Source organism: Streptomyces sp. CRN 30, assembly GCF_034105845.1.
In genome coordinates, this window is the sequence record NZ_JAVRHI010000491.1 from 88,663 (window position 1) to 108,885 (window position 20,223).

At 72.8% G+C, this 20,223-nt stretch carries 19 protein-coding genes; 7 read left to right on the forward strand and 12 right to left on the reverse strand.

The annotated features are described in order from the left end of the window. Positions 1-75 precede the first annotated feature (75 nt). Complete coding sequence (locus UW392_RS55670) at positions 76-582, forward strand: GNAT family N-acetyltransferase (RefSeq protein WP_320783131.1); 507 nt, start codon at positions 76-78, stop codon at positions 580-582. 163 nt (positions 583-745) lie between these two features. Beyond that, the gene (locus UW392_RS55675; protein ID WP_414497574.1) at positions 746-1,081 is read left to right on the forward strand and encodes a PASTA domain-containing protein; all 336 of its coding nucleotides are present in this window, start codon (positions 746-748) and stop codon (positions 1,079-1,081) included. Between the two features lie 16 nt (positions 1,082-1,097). On the opposite strand, the gene UW392_RS55680 is transcribed toward UW392_RS55675, so the two are convergent. Genes UW392_RS55680 through UW392_RS55695 form a run of 4 tightly spaced genes read right to left on the reverse strand, consistent with a single transcriptional unit; the run spans position 1,098 to position 5,555 of the window. Then, positions 1,098-1,793, reverse strand: a complete 696-nt coding sequence (locus tag UW392_RS55680) for a demethylmenaquinone methyltransferase (protein WP_320783133.1) — start codon at positions 1,791-1,793, stop codon at positions 1,098-1,100. Further along, a complete protein-coding gene (locus UW392_RS55685) occupies positions 1,790-2,929 on the reverse strand; it encodes an acyltransferase (protein ID WP_320783134.1) in 1,140 nt (379 codons plus the stop codon). Before UW392_RS55685 ends, UW392_RS55680 begins: the two co-directional genes overlap by 4 nt. Next, positions 2,929-5,202, reverse strand: coding sequence for a bifunctional polysaccharide deacetylase/glycosyltransferase family 2 protein (locus UW392_RS55690; RefSeq protein WP_320783135.1), 2,274 nt, complete (start codon positions 5,200-5,202; stop codon positions 2,929-2,931). Before UW392_RS55690 ends, UW392_RS55685 begins: the two co-directional genes overlap by 1 nt. A gap of 20 nt (positions 5,203-5,222) precedes the next feature. After that, entirely contained in the window at positions 5,223-5,555 is a 333-nt protein-coding gene (locus tag UW392_RS55695; RefSeq protein WP_320783136.1) for a hypothetical protein, read from the reverse strand. A gap of 306 nt (positions 5,556-5,861) precedes the next feature. Between UW392_RS55695 and UW392_RS55700 the strand changes: the two genes are divergently transcribed. Next, complete coding sequence (locus UW392_RS55700) at positions 5,862-6,881, forward strand: chitinase (RefSeq protein WP_320783137.1); 1,020 nt, start codon at positions 5,862-5,864, stop codon at positions 6,879-6,881. A gap of 88 nt (positions 6,882-6,969) precedes the next feature. On the opposite strand, the gene UW392_RS55705 is transcribed toward UW392_RS55700, so the two are convergent. From UW392_RS55705 to UW392_RS55725, 5 genes are all read right to left on the reverse strand, one after another. Beyond that, a complete protein-coding gene (locus UW392_RS55705; protein WP_320783138.1) occupies positions 6,970-7,416 on the reverse strand; it encodes an imidazolonepropionase-like domain-containing protein in 447 nt (148 codons plus the stop codon). Between the two features lie 22 nt (positions 7,417-7,438). After that, positions 7,439-8,638, reverse strand: coding sequence for a cyclic dehypoxanthinyl futalosine synthase (gene mqnC, locus UW392_RS55710; RefSeq protein WP_320783139.1), 1,200 nt, complete (start codon positions 8,636-8,638; stop codon positions 7,439-7,441). A gap of 182 nt (positions 8,639-8,820) precedes the next feature. After that, on the reverse strand, positions 8,821-9,558 hold the full coding sequence (locus UW392_RS55715; protein ID WP_320783140.1) for an A24 family peptidase: 738 nt from the start codon (positions 9,556-9,558) through the stop codon (positions 8,821-8,823). Positions 9,559-9,590: 32 nt separating this feature from the next. After that, positions 9,591-11,357, reverse strand: coding sequence for a serine/threonine-protein kinase (locus tag UW392_RS55720; RefSeq protein WP_320783141.1), 1,767 nt, complete (start codon positions 11,355-11,357; stop codon positions 9,591-9,593). A 65-nt stretch (positions 11,358-11,422) separates the two neighbouring features. Beyond that, positions 11,423-12,271, reverse strand: coding sequence for a menaquinone biosynthesis protein (locus UW392_RS55725; protein ID WP_320783142.1), 849 nt, complete (start codon positions 12,269-12,271; stop codon positions 11,423-11,425). A 299-nt stretch (positions 12,272-12,570) separates the two neighbouring features. On the opposite strand from UW392_RS55725, the gene UW392_RS55730 reads away from it, so the two are divergent. Then, positions 12,571-12,774, forward strand: a complete 204-nt coding sequence (locus tag UW392_RS55730) for a cold-shock protein (RefSeq protein ID WP_004984723.1) — start codon at positions 12,571-12,573, stop codon at positions 12,772-12,774. Between the two features lie 143 nt (positions 12,775-12,917). Continuing rightward, positions 12,918-13,574, forward strand: a complete 657-nt coding sequence (locus tag UW392_RS55735; protein ID WP_320783143.1) for a class I SAM-dependent methyltransferase — start codon at positions 12,918-12,920, stop codon at positions 13,572-13,574. Between the two features lie 24 nt (positions 13,575-13,598). On the opposite strand, the gene UW392_RS55740 is transcribed toward UW392_RS55735, so the two are convergent. Further along, positions 13,599-15,530: an AMP-dependent synthetase/ligase gene (locus UW392_RS55740; protein ID WP_320783144.1), complete on the reverse strand. Its 1,932-nt coding sequence runs from the start codon at positions 15,528-15,530 to the stop codon at positions 13,599-13,601. Between the two features lie 308 nt (positions 15,531-15,838). Next, the gene (locus tag UW392_RS55745; RefSeq protein WP_320783145.1) at positions 15,839-17,128 is read right to left on the reverse strand and encodes an acetyl-CoA C-acetyltransferase; all 1,290 of its coding nucleotides are present in this window, start codon (positions 17,126-17,128) and stop codon (positions 15,839-15,841) included. A 98-nt stretch (positions 17,129-17,226) separates the two neighbouring features. On the opposite strand from UW392_RS55745, the gene UW392_RS55750 reads away from it, so the two are divergent. Together UW392_RS55750 and UW392_RS55755 are read left to right on the forward strand one after the other, a co-directional pair. Further along, positions 17,227-18,528 carry a 3-oxoacyl-ACP reductase gene (locus tag UW392_RS55750; protein WP_320783146.1) on the forward strand — a complete coding sequence of 434 codons (1,302 nt, stop codon included), beginning with the start codon at positions 17,227-17,229 and terminating at the stop codon, positions 18,526-18,528. Further along, entirely contained in the window at positions 18,528-19,433 is a 906-nt protein-coding gene (locus UW392_RS55755; protein ID WP_320783147.1) for a MaoC family dehydratase, read from the forward strand. The genes UW392_RS55750 and UW392_RS55755 overlap by 1 nt, the downstream gene beginning before the upstream one ends. Here UW392_RS55755 and UW392_RS55760 read toward each other — a convergent pair. Further along, the gene (locus UW392_RS55760) at positions 19,421-20,200 is read right to left on the reverse strand and encodes a TetR/AcrR family transcriptional regulator (protein WP_320783148.1); all 780 of its coding nucleotides are present in this window, start codon (positions 20,198-20,200) and stop codon (positions 19,421-19,423) included. The genes UW392_RS55755 and UW392_RS55760 overlap by 13 nt on opposite strands. Between the last annotated feature and the right edge of the window lie 23 nt (positions 20,201-20,223).

Sequence of the window (20,223 nt, forward strand, 5' to 3'; positions counted from 1 at the left end):
AATCTGCGTGCCGACGGGCACCGGACATGGGCAGTCTATTCAGCGTCATCGATCACCCGGCTGAAGGGCTGTCCCGTGAAACGAGCTCTCCCTGCTGTACGGTTGCGTGTTCCCGTCGACGAGGACGCCTTCGCCTGGCACCGGCTCTTCGACGACCCGGACGTCATGGAGTTCCACGGCGGCCGGGCGGCGGAGCTGTCGGTGTACGAGGAGCTGACCGCGCGCCAGCGCCGGCACGACGCCGAGCACGGGTTCTGCCTGTGGACCATGCTGGACGGACAGGACCAGGTCATCGGCTTCACCGGCGCCCAGCCCTGGCCGGGCACCTGGGGCCCGAAGGGCGAGATCGAGATCGGCTGGCGGCTCGGCCGGGCCCACTGGGGCAAGGGCTATGTCACGGTGGCCGCGCGGGAGACGGTGCAGCGGGTGCGCGCGGCGGGCGTGCCGGGCGTGGTCGCGATGGTCGACGCCGGCAACGAGCGGTCCATCGCGGTCACCAGACGCCTCGGCATGCGGCTGGCGGAGGTCTTCACGACCCCGAAGTCCGAACGGCAGGGGCACTGCTACCGGCTGGAGCTGTGACGCCTCCCGCGTCCCGGCAGCCCCTCACCCACCATTTCGTCACTCTCCGTGACGGTCGGCCATGAAAATGTCACCCAACGCTTCCGGCGGGTACGGGGCGGGGGTTACCCTTCCCGTACCGCTGGGGGTGACGTCTGTGCACCGAAAACCCGATACACCCGTAGTGCGCGTACCGCGCATGGTCGGTCTCATGGCCGTGGACGCGCGCCGGGCGGCCGAGGCGCACGACGTGCTGCTGGCCACGCCCGACCGCGCCGACTTCCACCGGGTGGCGGTGGAGTACGTCGTACGGCAGTACCCGCCGCCCGGCGCCGAGGTGCCGCGCGGCGCCGCGGTCACCGTCTGGTTCGACTTCGGCGAGGGCGAGGGCGGCGGGGGTGCCGGGGTGCGCGAACCCCGGCTGCCGCGGCCGCCGTCCGGCGGCATGCGCCGGGAGCTGGACGAACCGGGCACGCCCGGCACACCGGGCATCCCGTACGCCTTCCTCAGCCCGTCGTGAAGCCCGACGTGACCGGCTACGCCTGCTTGAAGCCGCGGTGCAGTGCCACGATGCCGCCGGTCAGGTTGCGCCAGGCGACCTTCGACCACCCGGCGCCCCGCAGCCGTTCGGCGAGGGCGGGCTGGTCGGGCCACTCGCGGATGGACTCGGCGAGATAGACGTAGGCGTCCGGGTTGGAGGACACCGCGCGGGCCACCGGCGGCAGGGCGCGCATCAGGTACTCGGTGTAGACCGTGCGGAACGGCGCCCACGTCGGATGCGAGAACTCGCAGATGACGACCCGTCCGCCGGGCTTGGTCACCCGGTACAGCTCGCGCAGCGCCGCGTCCGTGTCCTGGACGTTGCGCAGCCCGAAGGAGATGGTGACCGCGTCGAAGACGTCGTCGGCGAAGGGCAGCCGGGTGGCGTCGCCGGCCGTGAACGGCAGCCAGGCGTGCCGCTTCTTGCCGACCTGGAGCATGCCGAGCGAGAAGTCGCAGGGGACGACGTACGCGCCGGTGCGGGCGAAGGGCAGCGAGGAGGTGGCCGTCCCCGCGGCCAGGTCGAGGATCTTCTGCGCGGGGCGGGCGTCGACGGCGCGGGCGACCTCCTTGCGCCACACCCGGTCCTGGCCGAGCGACAGCACATCGTTGGTGAGGTCGTACCGGGCCGCCACGTGGTCGAACATCGAGGCGACTTCGTGCGGCTGCTTGTTCAGGGAGGCGCGGGTCACCCGGCCATTCTTGCAGGGCGGTCCCACGGCAGGAGCCCCGGCCTCTTCCGCGCGGCGACGTCCTCCACCCAGCCGCAGGCCAGCACGGACGCCGCGATCAGCACCCAGCCGACGCCGAACAGGAACCACTGGCTCTCCAGCGGCAGGTACGTCTCGAACGCGGGCACCTTCCAGAACTGGTCGATGAGCGGCACGGCCAGCACCAGCGCCAGTTCGTGCCAGAGGTAGACCGTCACCGCGCGCGCGTTGAAGACGGTGACCACCCGGTCCAGCCGCCGGAACCGGGCCAGCCCCGCGAAGTCCACGCCGAGCCGGGCCTTGGAGTACATCAGCAGCGTCACGAAACCGGCCGACCAGAACGCCTGGGCGAGCGGGATGTCGTCCAGGTCGTAGGTGCCGTACTCGCCCTGGTGGGCGAAGGCGTACCAGCCGCCGTACGCGAGCGCGGCGAGGGAGAGGAGCACCACCGCGGCGGGGCGCAGCCGGGCCAGCACCCCGTCGCGGTGCGCGAAGCCGAGGACCCAGCAGAAGAGGTACGTCGCGAGGTCGAGGAGGCCGGTGCCGAACCGGTTGTCCGGCGGCTGCCAGACGTACTGGAAGACGACGATCGGGGCCAGGGACGCCAGCAGGACCGGGACGGGCGCCAGCCGGAAGACCCGCAGCAGAAGCGGGGAGAGCAGGACGAACCAGAGGTAGGTCCGCAGGTACCAGAGGATCTCCCAGGCCTGCTCGCCCCAGGCATTGCCGGGCGGGTCGCCGAGCGGCACGACCCAGTAGACGATCCGCCAGTCCGGTATCCAGCCGTGGATCAGCATGGCGACGACGACGAAGACGCCCCAGAACCAGAACGGCGGCAGCAGCCGGCGCACCCGGCTCCTGATCACCTTGAGCGCGGGGCGCTCCAGGGACCTGGCCATCAGGGTGCCGGCCAGTCCGAACATGATGCCCATGGAGGGGAAGACCAGCCCGGCCCAGGCCCAGCCGAAGGTGTGGTACGTCACGACACGGATCAGGGCGAGCGCGCGGAGCGTGTCGAAGTAGCGGTCCCGGCCGGACGCCGGACGCCCCCTCGGCGGCGCCGGCGGGGCGGTGGTGGCCCCGGGGGCCACCACCGCACCCTTGCTGTGCGCCCCCATCAGCTCGCCCCCGCCGGGGTGCCGACCTCGCCCGTGCGCTTCAGCTTCTGCCAGCGCAGCCGACCGCCGGTGAGGGCGGTGACGCAGGAGTGGATGAGGACGAGGTACATCATCTGCCGGTAGGCGAGCTGCTGGAGCGGCATCATCAGCAGATAGCGGTACTTCTCCTTGTCCAGGCGGAAGGCGTACGCGGCGCAGAACAGCTGCACGCCGAGGACCGCGAGCCACGCCAGCAGCGACGCCTTGAAGTCGACGAAGATCATCGCGTAGACGGTGAAGACGTCGATGAGCGGCGCGAAGACCGGCGTGACGATCTGGAAGAGGACCACCAGCGGCATGCCGACCCGGCCGAAGCGGCCCGAGGGCCCCTTGTCGGTCAGGGACTTGCGGTGCTTCCACAGCGCCTGCATGGTGCCGTAGGACCAGCGGTAACGCTGCGACCACAGCTGCTTCAGCGAGCCCGGCGCCTCGGTCCAGGCGCGGGCGTGCTCCTGGTAGACGACCCGCCAGCCCGCGCGGTGCAGGGCGATGGTGATGTCGGTGTCCTCGGCGAGCGTGTCCTCGCTCATCCCGCCGACCTGGAGGACCGCCTCGCGGCGGAACGCGCCGATCGCGCCGGGGATGGTCGGCATGCAGCGCAGCAGGTCGTACATGCGCCGGTCGAGGTTGAAGCCCATCACGTACTCGATGTGCTGCCAGGCGCCGATGACCGTGTTGCGGTTGCCGACCTTGGCGTTGCCCGCGACCGCGCCGACCCCGGGGTCGGCGAACGGCTGCACGAGCTGTCCTACGGTGTCCGCCTCGAAGACGGTGTCGCCGTCCATCATCACGACGATGTCGTGACTGGCGCTGCGCACGCCGTTGTTGAGGGCGGCCGGTTTGCCGGCGTTCTCCTGGCGGATGACACGGACGTTGGTCATGCCGAGCGACCGGGCGGCCTCGCGGGCGATCTCGGAGGTGCCGTCGGTGGAGCCGTCGTCGACGACGATGACCTCGATGGGGTGGGTGCTCTGCGCCAGCGACCTGAGGGTGTTGGCGATGCACTCCTTCTCGTTGTACGCCGGGACGATCACGCTGACCGGGCGGGTGACGGTCGGACCCCAGCTGAACCGGCGTTTGTTGCGCTGTCTGTAGTGGCGCCGGGCGAGAAGCAGCATCATGCCGAACCGGCCCATGACGGCGACGCCCACGATGGTCAGCCCCACCGAGAGGGCGGGGACGGTCCACTCGGCGACGCGGACGGCGGCGATGAGCGCCTTGCCCTCGTAGAGGGTGGTGCCGGTGGCCTTGTGGTGGGCGGCCTGGAGCTGGGACGTCCCGTCCTGGGCGGCGCCGCCCTGCGGGGCCTGGCCGGCGTCACCGGCGGGGCCGGCGGCCGGGGCGGTGTCCGCGATCTGTTCCGCCATGACCCCGCTGATGGTGGTGAAGGTGTACCCCTTCGCCTGCATCTTCTCGATGTACTTGGGCAGCGCGGCGATCGTCTGCGAGCGCTCGCCGCCGGCGTCGTGGAAGAGCACGGACGCGCCCTCGTCGTCGTCCGGCGTGGCCCACTTGATGATCTTCGAGACGCCGGGCTTCTTCCAGTCGTCGCTGTCGGTGTCGATGAAGACGCTGGTGTAGCCGTCGGCGCCGAGCTTCTTGTAGACCGGCCAGCTGTAGTTGTCGATGGAGTCCATCTCCGCGGAGTACGGCGCGCGGAACAGCGTGGTGGTGATGCCGGCCGCGCCGGCCAGCGCGAGCTGTGTCTGCTCGATCTCCCGGGTGATCCGGGCGTCGCTCTGGTAGGACAGGTCGACGTGCGTGAACGTGTGGATGCCCACCTCGTTGCCCTGGTCGACCAGGTCGTCCACGATGTCCGGGTAGCGCGAGACCATCGAGCCGACCAGGAAGAACGTCGCGGGGACGTCGTACTCCTCAAGGATCTTCAGCACCTGGGGCGTCCAGGTCGGGTCCGGGCCGTCGTCGAAGGTCAGCGCGATCGTCTTGTCCGGCACCGAGACGGTGGTCGCCTGGCCGCCGGGGAAGGTCAGGATCGGCCCGCCGTCGGTCACGTCGTCGGGGACGTCGCTGGAGCTGGCCCCGGTGCGGACGCGTTCGTCGCCGCCGACCTCGGAGCGCAGATAGCCGTCGAGGAGCATGACGCAGGTCAGCGCCAGCAGGAGCAGCAGAGCGAGGACGGTACGCGGCCTCTGCAGGGCGGCGGCCCGGCCCGCGGCCCGTTCCATCCGGCCGGGGGCGCGGCGGCGGCCGCGCGAAGGGGGTGTCGTGGTCATGGAGTTGGCTGCGCTTCCGGTCAGTCGGCGGTCGCGGAGGCGGCCGGGGCGGAGGCGGAACCGGTGGGGGTTCCGGTAGGGGCTCCGGTGGGGGCTCCGGTGGGCGGGGCGCCGGACGGAGCGCCGCTGGGCGCGCCGCTCGGCACGACACCGCCCTGCGGCTGCATGCCGCCGCCCGGCGCGGAACCGCCGCCGTCGCCGCCGAAGGGCAGCAGCGAGGACGGGTTGACGGAGGTGCCGATGCCCATGAAGGCCAGGCCCAGCACGATCGCGTACCCGATACAGACGACGCCGATCAGGAGGCCGAGCCGGCGCAGCAGCTTGGCCCGGCGTCCGGAGTTGTCAACGAACACAGGACCGTCGACCGGTGCGGCGGACCCGTTACCGCGTTTGCGACGGCGACCGCGCACAGCGGCGCGGCTTTCGATGGCAGGCTCGGAATGCATTCCCCGAATACTAGGGACGCTTTATGTGACCGAAACTCTGACTTACTTGTGAGGCCCCCGTGAGAAACGGCCGAGCCTGTCATTCTCCTGAGAAACCGCAGGAAAAGTGAGGTTCTCGCCCAGGAGAGACACAGTCGCGTGTGGCACCTTTCCGATTCGGAGACGCTTTCTGTTTCCGTCCTGAGACACAATCTTGAGAGCGGGAGCGTAGCGATGAAGGGTTCACGAAAGTCCGCCGTGGGGCTGATCTGCCTGTTCGCCCTGGCAACGGCGGGCTGTTCGACGGGGTCCGACGACGACAGTACGCCGGACGCCGCGCCCACGGCTCCGTCGTCCGGCGCGCCCTCGGCGTCGGCCACCTCCTACGCCCCCTACGTCAGCGCCACCACCGCCTCCGACCTGGACTCCGCGGGCTCCCCGGCGACGTACAACCTGGCGTTCGTGATCTCCTCCGGCAGCGGCTGCACCCCTGAGTGGAACGGCAGCCACGCCATCGACGACTCGACGGTCGCCTCGCGCGTCTCGCAGCTCACCGAGGACGGCGCGCAGGTCCGGGTCTCCTTCGGCGGCGCCTCCGGCGACGAACTGGCGGCGACCTGCGACAGCGCCGAGGACCTGGCCGAGGCGTACGGCGAGGCCCTCGACGCGGCGGGCGGCGCCACCCTCGCCGACTTCGACATCGAGGGCGACGAACTGACCGACTCCGACTCGGTCGACCTGCGCTCGGAGGCGATCGCACTGCTCCAGGAGGAACGCACGGACCTGAAGGTCTCCTTCACCCTCCCCGTGATGCCCTCGGGTCTCGACGACGACGGCATCGCGCTGCTCCAGTCCGCCAACGACCACGCCGTGCAGGTCTCCACGGTCAACCTCATGACCATGAACTACGGCGAGTCCTACGACGGTGACATGGGCGACTACGCCGTCACCTCCGCGAAGGCCGCGCACACCCAGCTCAAGTCGGTCTTCGGCCTCTCCGACGCGAACGCCTGGCGTGGCATGGCGCTGACCTCGATGATCGGCGTCAACGATGTCGACGGGGAGACCTTCACCCTCGACGACGCTGCCGAGGTACGGGCGTTCGCGGAGAAGAAGGAGATCGCCTGGGTGTCGATGTGGTCGACCTTCCGCGACCAGGCGTGCGACGACGACGCCGACTCGGACGACGCGGCGACGGACTGCAGCGGGGTGGACCAGGAGGCGGGCGCGTTCGGCGAGGCGTTCGCGGGCTGACCCCCGTAGCAGGCTGACCCCCGTAGCAGGCTGATCCTCGTAGCAGGCTGATCCCCTGGCAGGCGGACCCCGTACCGTTCCCGGTGTGTCAGCGGCGGCGGTGCACCAGCCGGCCCGCGCACACCGTGGCGAGGCACGCGCCGTCGGCGTCGAGGACCGCGAGGTCGGCCCGCCCTCCGTCGGCCAGGACCGCCGGTACGGACGCGGGCAGCACCAGTACGCCGTTGCGCTCGGCGGCGGCCCGCAGTTCGGCGTCGACGTACCGCTCGACGACCGCCACCGCACCGGACGTGAGCACCGCGTGGACGCGTTCACGCGGGCTGGGCGCGTCGGGCAGCGGCCCCTCGTGCACCCGGCCGGGGCCCAGCGCGCCGGGCCAGCGCCGCACCCGCGCGCCGGGGAAGCGCCGCTCGATCTCCGCGAGCGCCCCCACGGCGGCGATCCGCCCGCCCTCGACGGCGACCGCCGCGCCGGTCAGCGGCACGGCGTCGTCCCAGGCGGTACGGACCTCGTCGGCGGTGTGAACGGTCAGCATCGGGGTGTCGGTTCTCGGCGAGTCAGCTGGTGGCGATCAGCTTCAGTTCGGGGTGGGCCGTGCCGCCCTCGATCGCGGTGGACGAGATGTGGGAGACGACGCGCTCGTCGACCGGGTCGTTGGCCGGGTCGTCGTGGACGACGAGGTGCTCGTAGGTCGTGGCGCGCTGCGCGGGGACCCGGCCCGCCTTCCTGATCAGGTCGATCAGTTCGAGCCGGTTGGAGCGGTGCTTGGCACCGGCCGACGACACGACGTTCTCCTCCAGCATGACCGAGCCGAGGTCGTCGGCGCCGTAGTGCAGGGAGAGCTGGCCGACCTCCTTGCCGGTGGTCAGCCAGGAGCCCTGGATGTGGGCGACGTTGTCGAGGAAGATCCGCGCGATGGCGATCATCCGCAGGTACTCGAAGAGGGTCGCCTGCGTCCGGCCCTTCAGGTGGTTGTTCTCGGGCTGGTAGGTGTACGGGATGAACGCGCGGAACCCGCCGGTGCGGTCCTGCACATCGCGGATCATGCGCAGGTGCTCGATGCGTTCGGCGTTGGTCTCGCCGGTGCCCATGAGCATGGTGGTCGTGGACTCGACCCCCAGGCCGTGGGCGATCTCCATGATCTCCAGCCAGCGTTCGCCGGACTCCTTCAGCGGCGCGATGGCCTTGCGCGGACGCGCGGGGAGCAGCTCGGCGCCGGCCCCGGCGAAGGAGTCGAGACCGGCCGCGTGGATGCGGCGGATCGCCTCCTCGGCGCTCACCTTGGAGATCCGCGCCATGTGCTCGACCTCGCTCGCCCCCAGGCTGTGGATGACGAGCTGCGGGAACTCCTTCTTGATGGCGGAGAAGTGGTGCTCGTAGTACTCGACGCCGTAGTCCGGGTGGTGCCCGCCCTGGAACATGATCTGCGTGCCGCCGAGTTCGACGGTCTCCGCGCAGCGGCGCAGGATGTCGTCGAGGTCGCGGCTCCAGCCCTTCTTGGTGTCCTTCGGGGCCGCGTAGAACGCGCAGAACTTGCACGCCGTGACGCACACGTTGGTGTAGTTGATGTTCCGCTCGATGATGTACGTCGCGATGTGCTCGGTCCCGGCGTACCTGCGCCGGCGGATCGCGTCGGCGGCGGCGCCCAGCGCGTGCAGCGGGGCGTCCCGGTACAGGACGAGGGCTTCTTCCGGGGTGATCCGACCACCGGCGGCGGCGCGGTCGAGGATGGGCTGGAGGTCGGCCTTCTCGGTCACCGGGCGTCCCTTTCGTCAAGGGTTGTGGACAGATCGTCCCGTTGTGGACGGACCGAACCAGCGTACGCCAGCGGCCACAACCGCCCGACGCCAGGCCGTCCGCGCCGGTCACCGTCGGACGTGCGCGCCGGTCACCGTCAAGCGCGTGCGCCGGTCCCCGTCAGACGTGCGCGCCGGTCGCGTCAGGCCGTATACGCCCCCACCAGCAGACCGAGGAAGACCCCGCCGATCAGGAACGGGCCGAACGCGATGTACGTGGGACCCTCGCCGCCCGCGGTCCGCCGGGCGACGACGAGGACCAGCCCGTACAGCGAGCCGAGCAGGAACCCGGCGAAGGCGCCCAGCACGAGGGTGGACCACCCGTACCAGCCGAGGACGGCGCCCGCGCCGAGGGCGAGCTTGACGTCGCCGAAGGCCATGCCGGACGGATTGATCAGGAACAGCGCGTAGTAGCCGGCGCCCAGCGCGAGGGTGCCGTAGAGGGCGGTCGACCACGATCCGGCGTGCTCGGGCACCAGCGTGATCAGGCCGAGCAGGACGAGGGCTGCGCCCGCGAGCGGCAGGGTGAGGACGTCGGGGAGCCGCCGCACCCGGACGTCGACGAGGGTCAGCAGCACGGCGACCGGGGCGAGCAGCAGCCAGACGGCCAGTTCGGGCCGGGTGCCGGTGGCGGCGGCGAGGGCCGCGCAGGCGAGCGCGGTGACGGTGGCGGGGACGGCGGCACCGGGTCCGTACGCCGCACCGCCCCGGGAGCAGCGGGCCGCTCCGAGCCAGCCCTCGACCGGGTGCCCGTCCGGGCAGGTGCTCCGCCACTCCTCGCCGGAGGGCACGGAGAAGCGGTACGCCGCCCGCGGCAGCAACGCCCCCGCGACCGCGCCCCACAGCGCCGCCAGGGCGGCGATCGACAGCTCGGCGCTCACGCCGCGACCCTACCGGGGCGCTTCCCTCCGGGTCACCCGATCTTCGACAGGCGCGCCTCGGGCCGTCCCGACTCGGCACTGTCGGACTCGTAGCGCAGGTCGTCGCCGACGGGAGTGAGGCGGACGGTGTGCTTCGCCTGGCTGCACACGCCCCGGTTGGACTCGTCGCCCACGGCCTCCGCGACGATCCGCTCGTCCGTGACCTCCTTCAGGGTCAGGATGTCGTCGCAGGTGCCGCCGAGGATGTCGGTGTGGCGCATCGTGCCGAGCCGCTGCCCCGCCTTCGCCTCGGCGACGGTCAGCCGGAAGGTGCCCATGGGCAGGCTGCCGTCCCGGGCGGTGGCCTGACCCTCCCAGGTGCCGAGGTAGGCGGCGGGTACGGCGCCGGAGGCGGACGCCGAGTCAGACGCGGACGTTGAGGGCGCGGACGTCGAGGGCGCGGACGTGGCGGCGGGCGGCTTGGCCGCGTCGCTGCCGCCGCTGTCCTCCCCGCCGCCGCCCGGCAGGAGGTCGAACACGAACACCGAGCCCACCGTCACGGCGGCCAACGCGCCCGCGACCGCCAGCGCGACGGTGCAGCTCAGGCGGCGGACCCGGCCGCGCCCCTCACCCCCGTCGCCCTCCGAGACCGCCGCGACGGAGACGGAGACCCGGCCGGGACGCCGGTCGGACAGTTCGGTGGGGGCGTGGGGGTCCAGCTCGGGCGGGGTCGAGGCCGACGGCGGACGGACCGGCGGCGGAGTCGACGGCGGGAGGACCGGCGGCGAGGCAGGCGGCGGATGAGCCGGCGGCGGCGGAAACGGCGGGGCCCCCGGCGACGTCCCCACCGAAGGACTGCTGAACCCCACCGGCCCCGACGCCGCCTCCCCGGTGCGCCCCGCCTCCCCGGCGGGTCCGGACCCCTCCGCCTCCAGGTTCAGCAGCTGTACGGCGCTCCGGCTGACCTGTTCCACCAGCGGACCCGGCAGCCAGCCGCCCGCCACCAGCCGCGCCGCGCCCTCGGGGGCCAGCCGGCGGGCGGCCTCCCGGGGCGCCGGCCGGGCGGCGGCGTCCTTCGCCAGACAGGCGACGGCCAGTTCCCGCAGTTCCCCGTCGAGCGCCCCCAGCTCGGGTTGCTCGTGCACGACCCGGTACAGCATCGCCGCCGAGGAGTCGCCGGGGAACGGCGGCCGCCCCGTCGCCGCGAAGACGAGCACCGCGCCGAGCGAGAACACGTCCGTCGCGCCGGTCACGCCCTTGCCGAGGACCTGCTCGGGCGACATGTAGCCGGGCGAGCCGATCGACACGCCGGTCGAGGTCAGGGACGCCGTCCCGTCGGTCGCGCGCGCGATGCCGAAGTCGATGAGGAGGGGGCCGTCGAGGGTGAGCAGGACGTTGGACGGTTTCACGTCCCGGTGGACGAGGCCCAGGGCGTGCACGGCCGCGAGCGCCTCGGCGAGCCCCGCCCCCAGCGCCCGTACGGTCGGACCGGGCAGCGGACCACCTTCGGTGACCGCCGCCGCGAGGGACGGACCGGCCGCGTAGGCCGTGGCCACCCAGGGCACGGGTGCGTCGGGGTCGGCGTCCAGGACGGGCGCGGTCCAGGCGCCGCCCACCCGGCGGGCCGCGTCGACCTCGCGCCTGAACCGGGCCCGGAACTCCTCGTCGAGCGCGAAGTGCGGATGCACGATCTTCACCGCGACCGTCCGTCCGCCGGCGCTGCGGCCCAGGTAGACCCGGCCCATGCCGCCGGAGCCCAGCCGGCCGAGCAGCCGGTAGGGCCCCACGGCGGCGGGTTCGCCGGTCTCCAGCGGGCGCATGGCGTCCACCCCTCCCCCGTACGCCGGAACCTGCCAGCAGGGTAGTGGGCCGCCGTGGCGGGAGATCAGGGCTGGAGCAGATCCACCCGCACGTCCGCCGGGAAGCCGGTCGTCGGGCCGACCCGGCGGGCGAACTCCGTGACCGCCGCGAGCTGCTTCTCACCGAAGCGGAAGTCCAGGGTGGTGAAGTACTGGGCGAGGGTCTTCTCGTCGAAGTCCTCCCAGCGGGCCGCCTGCTCGGCGACCTTGTCGACCTCTTCCAGGGAGAGGTTGCGGGAGGCGAGGAACGCCTCGTGCACCTTGCGCGTGATGACCGGCTCGCGCTCGGCGTACTCGCGCCGGGCCGCCCAGACGGCGAAGACGAACGGCAGGCCCGTCCACTCCTTCCACAGGGCGCCGAGGTCGTGCACGGCCAGGCCGAAGCGGGGCCCGTCGAGCATGTTGGCGCGCAGCGCGGCGTCGCCGATCAGGACGGCGGCGTCGGCCTCCTGCATCATCAGGCTCAGGTCGGGCGGGCAGGTGTAGTAGTCGGGCCGGACACCGAAGCGCTCGGCGAGCAGCAGCTGGGCGAGCCGGACGGAGGTGCGCGAGGTCGACCCGAGGGCGACCCGGGCGCCGTCCAGCTCCTCCAGCGGTTTCTGCGAGACGATCACGCAGCTCATCACCGGGCCGTCGCAGCCGACGGCGATGTCGGGGAAGGCGACCAGTTGATCGGCGTGCTTGAGGAACTCGACCAGGGTGATCGGCCCGATGTCGAGGTCTCCCTGCACCAGCTGCTCGCTGAGCTTCTCCGGGGTGTCCTTCGTCAGCTCGAAGTCGAGGAGCGTGCCCGTTCTCGCGAGCCCCCAGTACAGGGGCAGGCAGTTCAGGAACTGGATGTGGCCGACGCGCGGCCGGGTGCGAGAATTGTCCACATCGCGAGGCTAGCCCTCGCCCGGCGCCGCCCCTTCACCGGCCCGGTGGCGGGCCCCGGTGTCAGCCGGACGCCCCGCGCGTTCAAACATTCGGGTGAAGTGATCTTGCGCTCTGTTGCTTTCGGCTGCCCTCATGCTAGGCTCGCCGCAAGTTGCAGTTTGGTTTCCCTTGCAGTACAGAGCCTGCGGAGCATGTGACCGCGGGCTCTCGTCATTCTCAGACGTATGCAGTTGTGCGGAATTCTCTTCACACTTGCTGGTTCTGGAGCAGGGCAACCCTTTGGGCCCAAGGAGGGCTTATGGCTACCGGAACCGTGAAGTGGTTCAACGCCGAAAAGGGCTTTGGTTTCATCGCCCAGGAAGGCGGCGGCCCCGACGTCTTCGTCCACTACTCCGCGATCAACGCGACCGGATTCCGGTCCCTCGAGGAGAACCAGCAGGTGTCCTTCGACGTCACGCAGGGTCCGAAGGGCCCGCAGGCGGAGAACGTCACCCCGGTCTGATCTGATCGGAATGATCTGATCACCCGATCCGGATCGAGCGCAGTACCCAAGGAGCCCCGCGCCACCCGGCGTGGGGCTCCTGCCTTTGCCCCCCCCCCGGAATCTCCGGGTGATGTCAGTGGGTGCGACTAGGGTCCCCCGGCATGACGGAACCGACTCCCGACGCCGCCTTCGTCCCCCGTACCCGCGTCTTCTACGACGCCATCGCCGAGGAGTACGCCGGTCTCTTCCGCGGCAACCACCTGGCCAAGCCGCTGGACCGCGCGGTGCTCACCGCCTTCGCCGAGCTGGCGCTGCCGGAGGCGGGGCCGGTGGCCGACCTCGGCTGCGGACCCGGGCGGGTCACCGCCTTCCTCGCCGCGCAGGGGCTGCCGGTGTACGGCGTCGACCTCTCGGAGGGGATGCTGGCGGTCGCCCGGCGCGAGCATCCCGCGCTCCGCTTCGAGCAGGGCTCGATACTGGAGCTGGCCGCCGCCGACGGGTCGCTCGGCGGCGCCGTCTCCTGGTACTCGACGATCCACACGCCGCTGGACCGGCTGCCGTCGCTGTTCGCCGAGTTCCGGCGGGTCCTGGCGCCCGGCGCCCCGCTGCTGCTCGCCTTCCAGGCCGGTGACGTCCCCCGGACCCACGACCGGCCCTGGGGCCACCCCGTCACCCTGGACTTCGAACGGCGGCGCCCGGAGCGGATGGCGGAGCTGCTCGGGGACGCCGGTTTCGAGGTACGGCACCGGCTGGTGAGCGAGCCCGAGCCGTCGCTCGACGAGACCACCCCGCACGCGTACCTGATCGCCCGCCGCTGAGCAGCGGGCCGCCGCCCGGCGCCGTCAGCCGGTCGCGTACAGCCCCTCCACCTCGTCCGCGAAGTCCCGCATGATCGCGTCCCGGCGCAGCTTCATCGACGGGGTCAGATGGCCGCCCCACTCGGTGAAGTCCCGGGCCAGGACGGTGAACCGGCGGATGGACTCGGGCCGGGACACGAGCCGGTTGGCCTCGTCGACCGCCCGCTGGAGCACGGCGTACAGCTCCTCGTCGTCGGCGAGCAGCTCCGGTGGCACCGGGTGCTTGCCGTTCATCCGGCGCCAGTGGGTGATGCCCTCGGGGTCGAGGGTGAACAGGGCGGTGACGTAGGGGCGGCGGTCGCCCAGGACCATGCACTGGGAGATCAGGGGGTGGGAGCGGAGCCAGTTCTCCAGCGGCGCCGGGGCGACGCTCTTGCCGCCCGCCGTGATCAGCAGCTCCTTCTTGCGGCCGGTGATGGTCAGATAACCCTCGTCGTCCAGGCTGCCGAGGTCGCCGGTGGCGAACCAGCCGTCGGGGGCGGCCGGGACGACCCCGCCGGCCGCCGGGTCCCAGTAGCCGTGCAGGACCTGGTCGCCGGCGACCAGGATCTCGCCGTCGGCGGCGATCCGGACACGGGTGCCGGGCAGCGGCCAGCCCACCGTGCCGAGGCGCGGCTTGAGCGGCGGGGTGACCGTCGCCGCCGCCGTCGTCTCCGTCAGGCCGTACCCCTCGAAGATCTCGATGCCGGCGCCGGCGTAGAAGGCGGCGAGGCGGCGGCCGAGCGGGGAGCCGCCGCAGATGGCGTACCTGACCCGGCCGCCCATGGCGCTCCGGATCTTCCGGTAGACCAGCGGGTCGTAGAAGGCACGGGCGGTCTTCAGGGCGCGGCCAGGACCGCCGCCCGAACCGGTCTGCCGGGCCTCCATCGCCTCGCCGTAGCGGACCGCGACCGAGGCGGCGCGGTCGAAGGCCGTCGCCCGGCCGCCGGACTCGGCCTTGGCACGGGCGGTGTTGAAGACCTTCTCCAGCATGTACGGGATGGTCAGCAGACAGGTGGGCCGGAAGGCCGCGAGGTCCGGCAGCAGCTCTTCCGGCTTGAGGCTGGGGGCGTGGCCGAGGCGGACCCGGGCGCGGACGCAGGCGATGGCGACCATCCGGCCGAAGACGTGCGACATCGGCAGGAAGAGCAGGATGGAGGGCTCCTCGCCGGTGGTCGCCTTGAAGACCGGGTAGAGCAGTTCGACGGCGTTGTCGACCTCGGCGAAGAAGTTGCCGTGGGTGAGGGCGCAGCCCTTCGGGCGGCCGGTGGTGCCCGAGGTGTAGATGAGGGTGGCCAGGGTGCTGGGGCTCAGCATGGCCCGGCGGACGCCGATCTCGGCGTCCGGGACCCGCGTGCCCAGCTCCGCGAGCCGGTCCAGGTGGTCCTTCTCGATGACCCACAGGTGCTTGAGGTCGGGCAGCCGGTCGAGTTCCGGGCCGAGGGCCGCCGCCTGCGCGGCCGTCTCGGTGGCGAGGGCGACCGCGCCGGAGTCCTGGAGGATCCAGCGGGTCTGGAAGAGGGAGGAGGTCGGGTAGACCGGGACGGTCACCAGACCGGCGGCCCAGGCGGCGAAGTCCAGCAGGGTCCACTCGTAGGTGGTGCGGGACATGACGGCGACGCGGTCGCCGGGCACCAGGCCCTCGGCGATCAGGCCCTTGGCCAGCGCGGTCACCTGCCCGGCGAAGTCGGCGGCCGTCACGTCGGCCCACCGGCCCTGCGCCGAGCGGCGGCTGAGCACGACCGATCCCGGCGCCGCGGCCGCGTTGTCGAACGGCAGGTCGGCGAGCGATCCGTGCCGCACCGGCGGGGCGAACGGCGGTACGTACGCCTCCCGCACGGTCCCGTCCAGCCGCCGCGTCTCGGGCTCCACGAGGGTGGGTCCGGGCGCGTCGGAGTAGGCCGCGGACGCGGCGAAGGAGGGAAGGGGAGTGGACACGGGCGGCTCCTGGGACGTGCGGCGGCGGCTCGGCCCGCCGCATGACGTACGTGCCTCGCACGCCGGAACGTTCACCGGTTCTTCCCGGTGGCACGGCCGCGGGGAGGTGATCGCCCGCGGTCGGGACGGTGATCGTACGGCTCCCTCGTGAGGGGTTGGTGCGGGTTCGGGGACGGTCCGGGGCCGGGGCTGTGCAACTTGGGGGTTACCCGCGAGTACGCCAGTCGTGTCCCGGAAGCGGGCGCGTCGGGGGCGTCCGAGGGCGGGGGGGCGGGTGCGTCAGGGGTGTCCCGGAGCGGGCGGGTGTGTCAGGGGCGTTCGAGGATCGCCGTGACGCCCTGGCCGCCGGCCGCGCAGACCGAGATCAGACCGCGCCCCGGACCCTCCCGTTCCGACAGCAGTTTCGCGAGGGTCGCCACGATCCGCGCGCCGGTCGCCGCGAAGGGGTGGCCGGTGGCGAGCGAGGAACCGGCGACGTTGAGCCGGGTCCGGTCCACCGGGGCCAGCCCCCGCTTCTCCCAGGCGGCGAGGGTGGCCAGCACCTGGGAGGCGAACGCCTCGTGGATCTCGACCAGGTCGAAGTCCTCGATGCCGTACCCGGTCCGCTCCAGCATCCGCGGGACCGCGTACGCCGGCGCCATCAGCAGCCCGTCCTCGCCGTCGGCGACGTCCCCGGAGACGAAGTCCACGGCCGCCGTCCCGTACGCCGTGAGGTAGGCCAGCGGCCGCAGCCCGCGCGCCTCGGCCCACTCCTCGCTCGCCAGCAGCACGGTCGCCGCGCCGTCCGTCAGCGGTGTGGAGTTGCCCGCCGTCATGGTCGGCTCCGGCCCGTCGGTGCCGAACACCGGCCGCAGCCGGGCGAGTCCCTCCGGCGTCGAGTCGGGCCGCAGGTTCTGGTCGCGCTCCAGACCGCGGAACGGGACCACCAGGTCGTCGAAGAACCCGCGGTCGTACGCCGCCGCCAGCCGCCGGTGACTGGTGGCGGCCAGTTCGTCCTGGGCCGTGCGGGCGATGCCCCAGGCCCGCGCGGTCACCGCGGCGTGCTCCCCCATCGACAGGCCGGTCCGCGGCTCGGCGTTGCGCGGGATGTCGGGGACGAGGTGGCCGGGCCGCACCTTCGCCAGGGCCCGCACCCGGCCCCCGAGGCTCTTGGCGCGCCGCGCCTCCAGCAGGATGCGGCGCAGCGCGTCGTTGACGCCGAGCGGCGCGTCGCTCGCGGTGTCCGCGCCGCCCGCGACCGCCGACTCGGTCTGGCCGAGAGCGATCTTGTTGGCGGCGGCGATCACGGCCTGGAGCCCGGTGCCGCACGCCTGCTGGATGTCGTAGGCGGGGGTACGGGCGTCCAGCGCCGAGCCGAGGACGGTCTCGCGGGCGAGGTTGAAGTCGCGGCTGTGCTTGAGGACGGCACCGGCGACGAACTCCCCGACGGCGCCCGGCTCCCCGAGGCCGTACCGCGCGACCAGTCCGTCCAGGGCGGCGGTCAGCATCTGCTGGTCGGAGGCGGTGGCGTAGGGGCCGTCGGACCGGGCGAAGGGGATGCGCGTACCGCCGACGACCGCGACCCGGCGGGCCGCGGGTGGCTTCAGGGAATTCGTCATCCGGTCCTGCTCCTCATCCGGTCATGTCACGACGCCCGCCTCTTACCTTCGGTAACCTTACTGCAGAGTAAGCATTTCGGAGGAACAGGGAGTCACCCATGGCCGACCGCTATCTGAGCTTCACCGGCACCGCGCCGGGCCGCTTCCTGACCCGGCGGTTCGGTCTGCCGCAGCCGGCCCCGCTCAGGCGCTGGTCCCCCGAGCACCCGGCCCTCGACGGCGACGTCCTGCACCTGACGGCGGGCAGGACCGAACTCGACCTGCCCTCGGCGGGGATGACCCTCGTCACCGCCGCCGAGCGTCCCGCCGCCGTCGTGCTCGACGCCACCGGCGTCCGGGACGTCGACGCCCTCGCCGAGGTGCACGCGGCCCTGCACCCCGTCGTCCGGTCGGTCGCCGCGAGCGGCCGGGTCGTGGTGCTCGGCACCGCGCCCGATCCCGCCGACCACCACCAGGCCGCCGCCCAGCAGGCGCTGGAGGGCTTCACCCGCTCGCTCGGCAAGGAGATCGGCCGCGGCAGGACCGTCAACCTGGTCCGCCTCACCGACGCGGCCGCCGCCGGCTCCACCCTCCGCTTCCTCCTCTCCCCCCGGTCCGCCTACGTCAGCGGCCAGGTCATCGGCGTCGGCACCGGCACCGGCCCGGTCACCGCGCCGGACGACCCGGACCGGCCGCTCGCCGGACGGACCGCCCTGGTCACCGGGGGCGCGCGCGGCATCGGCGAGGCGGTCGCCGGAACCCTGGCCCGGGACGGCGCGCACGTCGTCGTCCTCGACGTACCGGCCGCCGAGGCGGATGCCCGGCGCGTCGCCGAGCGGCTCGGCGGCACCGCTCTCGCCCTCGACATCACCGCCGCCGACGCCGGGGCCCGCATCGCCGACGCGCTGCCGGACGGCCTCGACGTCCTGGTCCACAACGCGGGCATCACCCGCGACCGGCGGCTGGTCAACATGGGCGCCGACCGCTGGAGTCCGGTCCTCGACGTCAACCTGGCGAGCGTGGTGCGCACCACGGACGCGCTGCTCGCCGCCGGAGCCGTCCGCTCCGGCGGCCGGATCGTCGCCACGGCCTCCATCGCGGGGATCGCCGGGAACGCCGGCCAGACCAACTACGGCGCGAGCAAGGCCGGGATCGTCGGCCTGGTCCGCTCCCTCGCGCCGCGCGCGCTGGACGAGCACGAGGTGACCGTCAACGCGGTCGCGCCGGGGTTCATCGAGACCAGGATGACGGCGGCCGTCCCGCTCTTCATCCGCGAGGCGGGCCGCCGCATGAACTCCCTGGCCCAGGGCGGGCTCCCGGCCGACGTCGCCGAGACCACCGCCTGGTTCGCGCACCCGGCCTCCGGCGCGGTCAACGGCCAGGTCGTACGGGTCTGCGGCCAGAGCCTGCTGGGGGCGTGATGGCGGCCGACGCGCGCACCAGCACGCTTACCGGCGTCCCCGCGCTGCCGCCGCTGCTGGCCCGGGGTGCCCTGCTCTCCCCGTTCAAACGGCCGCGTCCGGACGCGGAGTTCCCCCGCACGCGGCTGGTCCTGCCGGGGCTGCGGGCCGACCTCGCCCGGCTGGCGGCGTACGAGCGGGTGTGCGGTCTCCCGGCCGGCGCGCCAACGCTCCCTCTGACGTACCCGCACGTCATGGGCTTTCCGCTGGCCATGCGGCTGATGAGCGGCCGGGACTTCCCGCTGCCGCTGCTCGGCCTGGTCCACACGTCCCTCACCGTCACCCGCCACGCGGCGATGCCGGCCGGCGCGGCCCACGAACTCACCGTCCGCATCGCCGGACTCGCGCCGCACCGCCGTGGCACGGAGGCGACGGTGATCACGGAGGCCCGCACGGGCGGGACCGTCATATGGGAGTCGAGCAGCACGTACCTGGCCCGACACCGGACGGCCCCGGACGCCGGGGGCCATGACGAGACGGAGGCCCGGGAACGGCCTCGGGACGAGACTCGGGAGGAGGCCCGGGAGGTCCGTGCGGTGCTGCCCGTGCGGGGCGAGTGGCGGGTGGGCGGGGATCTCGGGCGGCGGTACGGTGCGGCGTCCGGGGACCGCAATCCGATCCACCTGCACCCGCTCACCGCCCGCCTGTTCGGCTTCCCGCGCACCGTCGCGCACGGCATGTGGACGGTGGCCCGCTGCCTGGCCGAGCACGGTGTCCCGGAGGCGGTGACGGTACGGGCGCTGTTCCGGGCGCCGGTACTGCTGCCGGGGACGGTGCTGTACGCGGCCGAGGGCGGCCGGTTCGCCCTGCTCGGCCCGGGGGAACCGGGCCGGACCCACCTGACCGGGGAGGTCTACCCGGCCTGAACGACCGGTTCCCGCAGACCTTCTCCCGCAGCGGCCCCGGCCCCGGCCCCGATGTCCGCGCCACCGCCGGCCCCGATGCCGGCACCACCCCCACCCCCGCCCTCGGCGTCGGCTCCGGCTTCGGCGTCCTCGGGAGCCGTCCACGGCCGGTCCGCCATCAGGTTGCCCAGTCCCGCCCAGGCGAAGTTCATCAGCGTGGCCACCGCCTGCTTCGCGGTGACGCCCTCGGTCGCGCCCGCCCAGTCCGCGAGCGACTCGGCGGCGCCGACCAGCGCCTCGGCCAGCCCCGCGACCTCGTCGCCGGGCAGGTCGGGGTCGCGGTGCGCCTCCCGGGCCGCCGCCGCGATCAGCTCGGTCACGAACGCGACGATCTCCTCGCGCGCCACGGCGACCTCCGCGGCGAACCGGTCGCCGTGCGTACGCGCCTGGAGGTGCAGCACCGCCCAGCCGTCCGGGTTGCCGGCGGTGTGCTCGAAGAAGGCCCGCAGCCCGGACCAGAGTTGGCCGTCGGCGGGCAGCCCGGGGCGGACCCCGGCCCTGACCGCCGCGGTCAGCGCCCGCGCCTCGCGGCGGATACAGGCGGTGAACAGGTCTTCTTTGGAGTTGAGGTACAGGTACACCAGCGGCTTGGAGACGCCCGCGAGTTCGGCGATCTCGTCCATCGACGCGGCCGTGTAACCGCGCTGCCCGAACGTCCGCACGGCGGCGTCCAGCATCTGCTGCTCCCGGACGGCCCGCGGCATCCGCTTGGTCCTCGCTGCACCCATGTGCATCAGCGTACGGTCGAAAC

Excerpts from the sequence above, each read along its gene's own strand:
- UW392_RS55685 (WP_320783134.1), bottom strand. The coding sequence starts at position 2,929 with ATGGGGGCGCACAGCAAGGGTGCGGTGGTGGCCCCCGGGGCCACCACC.
- UW392_RS55690 (WP_320783135.1), bottom strand. The coding sequence starts at position 5,202 with ATGACCACGACACCCCCTTCGCGCGGCCGCCGCCGCGCCCCCGGCCGG.
- UW392_RS55700 (WP_320783137.1), top strand. The coding sequence starts at position 5,862 with ATGAAGGGTTCACGAAAGTCCGCCGTGGGGCTGATCTGCCTGTTCGCC.
- UW392_RS55705 (WP_320783138.1), bottom strand. The coding sequence starts at position 7,416 with ATGCTGACCGTTCACACCGCCGACGAGGTCCGTACCGCCTGGGACGAC.
- UW392_RS55720 (WP_320783141.1), bottom strand. The coding sequence starts at position 11,357 with ATGCGCCCGCTGGAGACCGGCGAACCCGCCGCCGTGGGGCCCTACCGG.
- UW392_RS55730 (WP_004984723.1), top strand. The coding sequence starts at position 12,571 with ATGGCTACCGGAACCGTGAAGTGGTTCAACGCCGAAAAGGGCTTTGGT.
- UW392_RS55735 (WP_320783143.1), top strand. The coding sequence starts at position 12,918 with ATGACGGAACCGACTCCCGACGCCGCCTTCGTCCCCCGTACCCGCGTC.
- UW392_RS55745 (WP_320783145.1), bottom strand. The coding sequence starts at position 17,128 with ATGACGAATTCCCTGAAGCCACCCGCGGCCCGCCGGGTCGCGGTCGTC.
- UW392_RS55750 (WP_320783146.1), top strand. The coding sequence starts at position 17,227 with ATGGCCGACCGCTATCTGAGCTTCACCGGCACCGCGCCGGGCCGCTTC.
- UW392_RS55755 (WP_320783147.1), top strand. The coding sequence starts at position 18,528 with ATGGCGGCCGACGCGCGCACCAGCACGCTTACCGGCGTCCCCGCGCTG.
- UW392_RS55760 (WP_320783148.1), bottom strand. The coding sequence starts at position 20,200 with ATGGGTGCAGCGAGGACCAAGCGGATGCCGCGGGCCGTCCGGGAGCAG.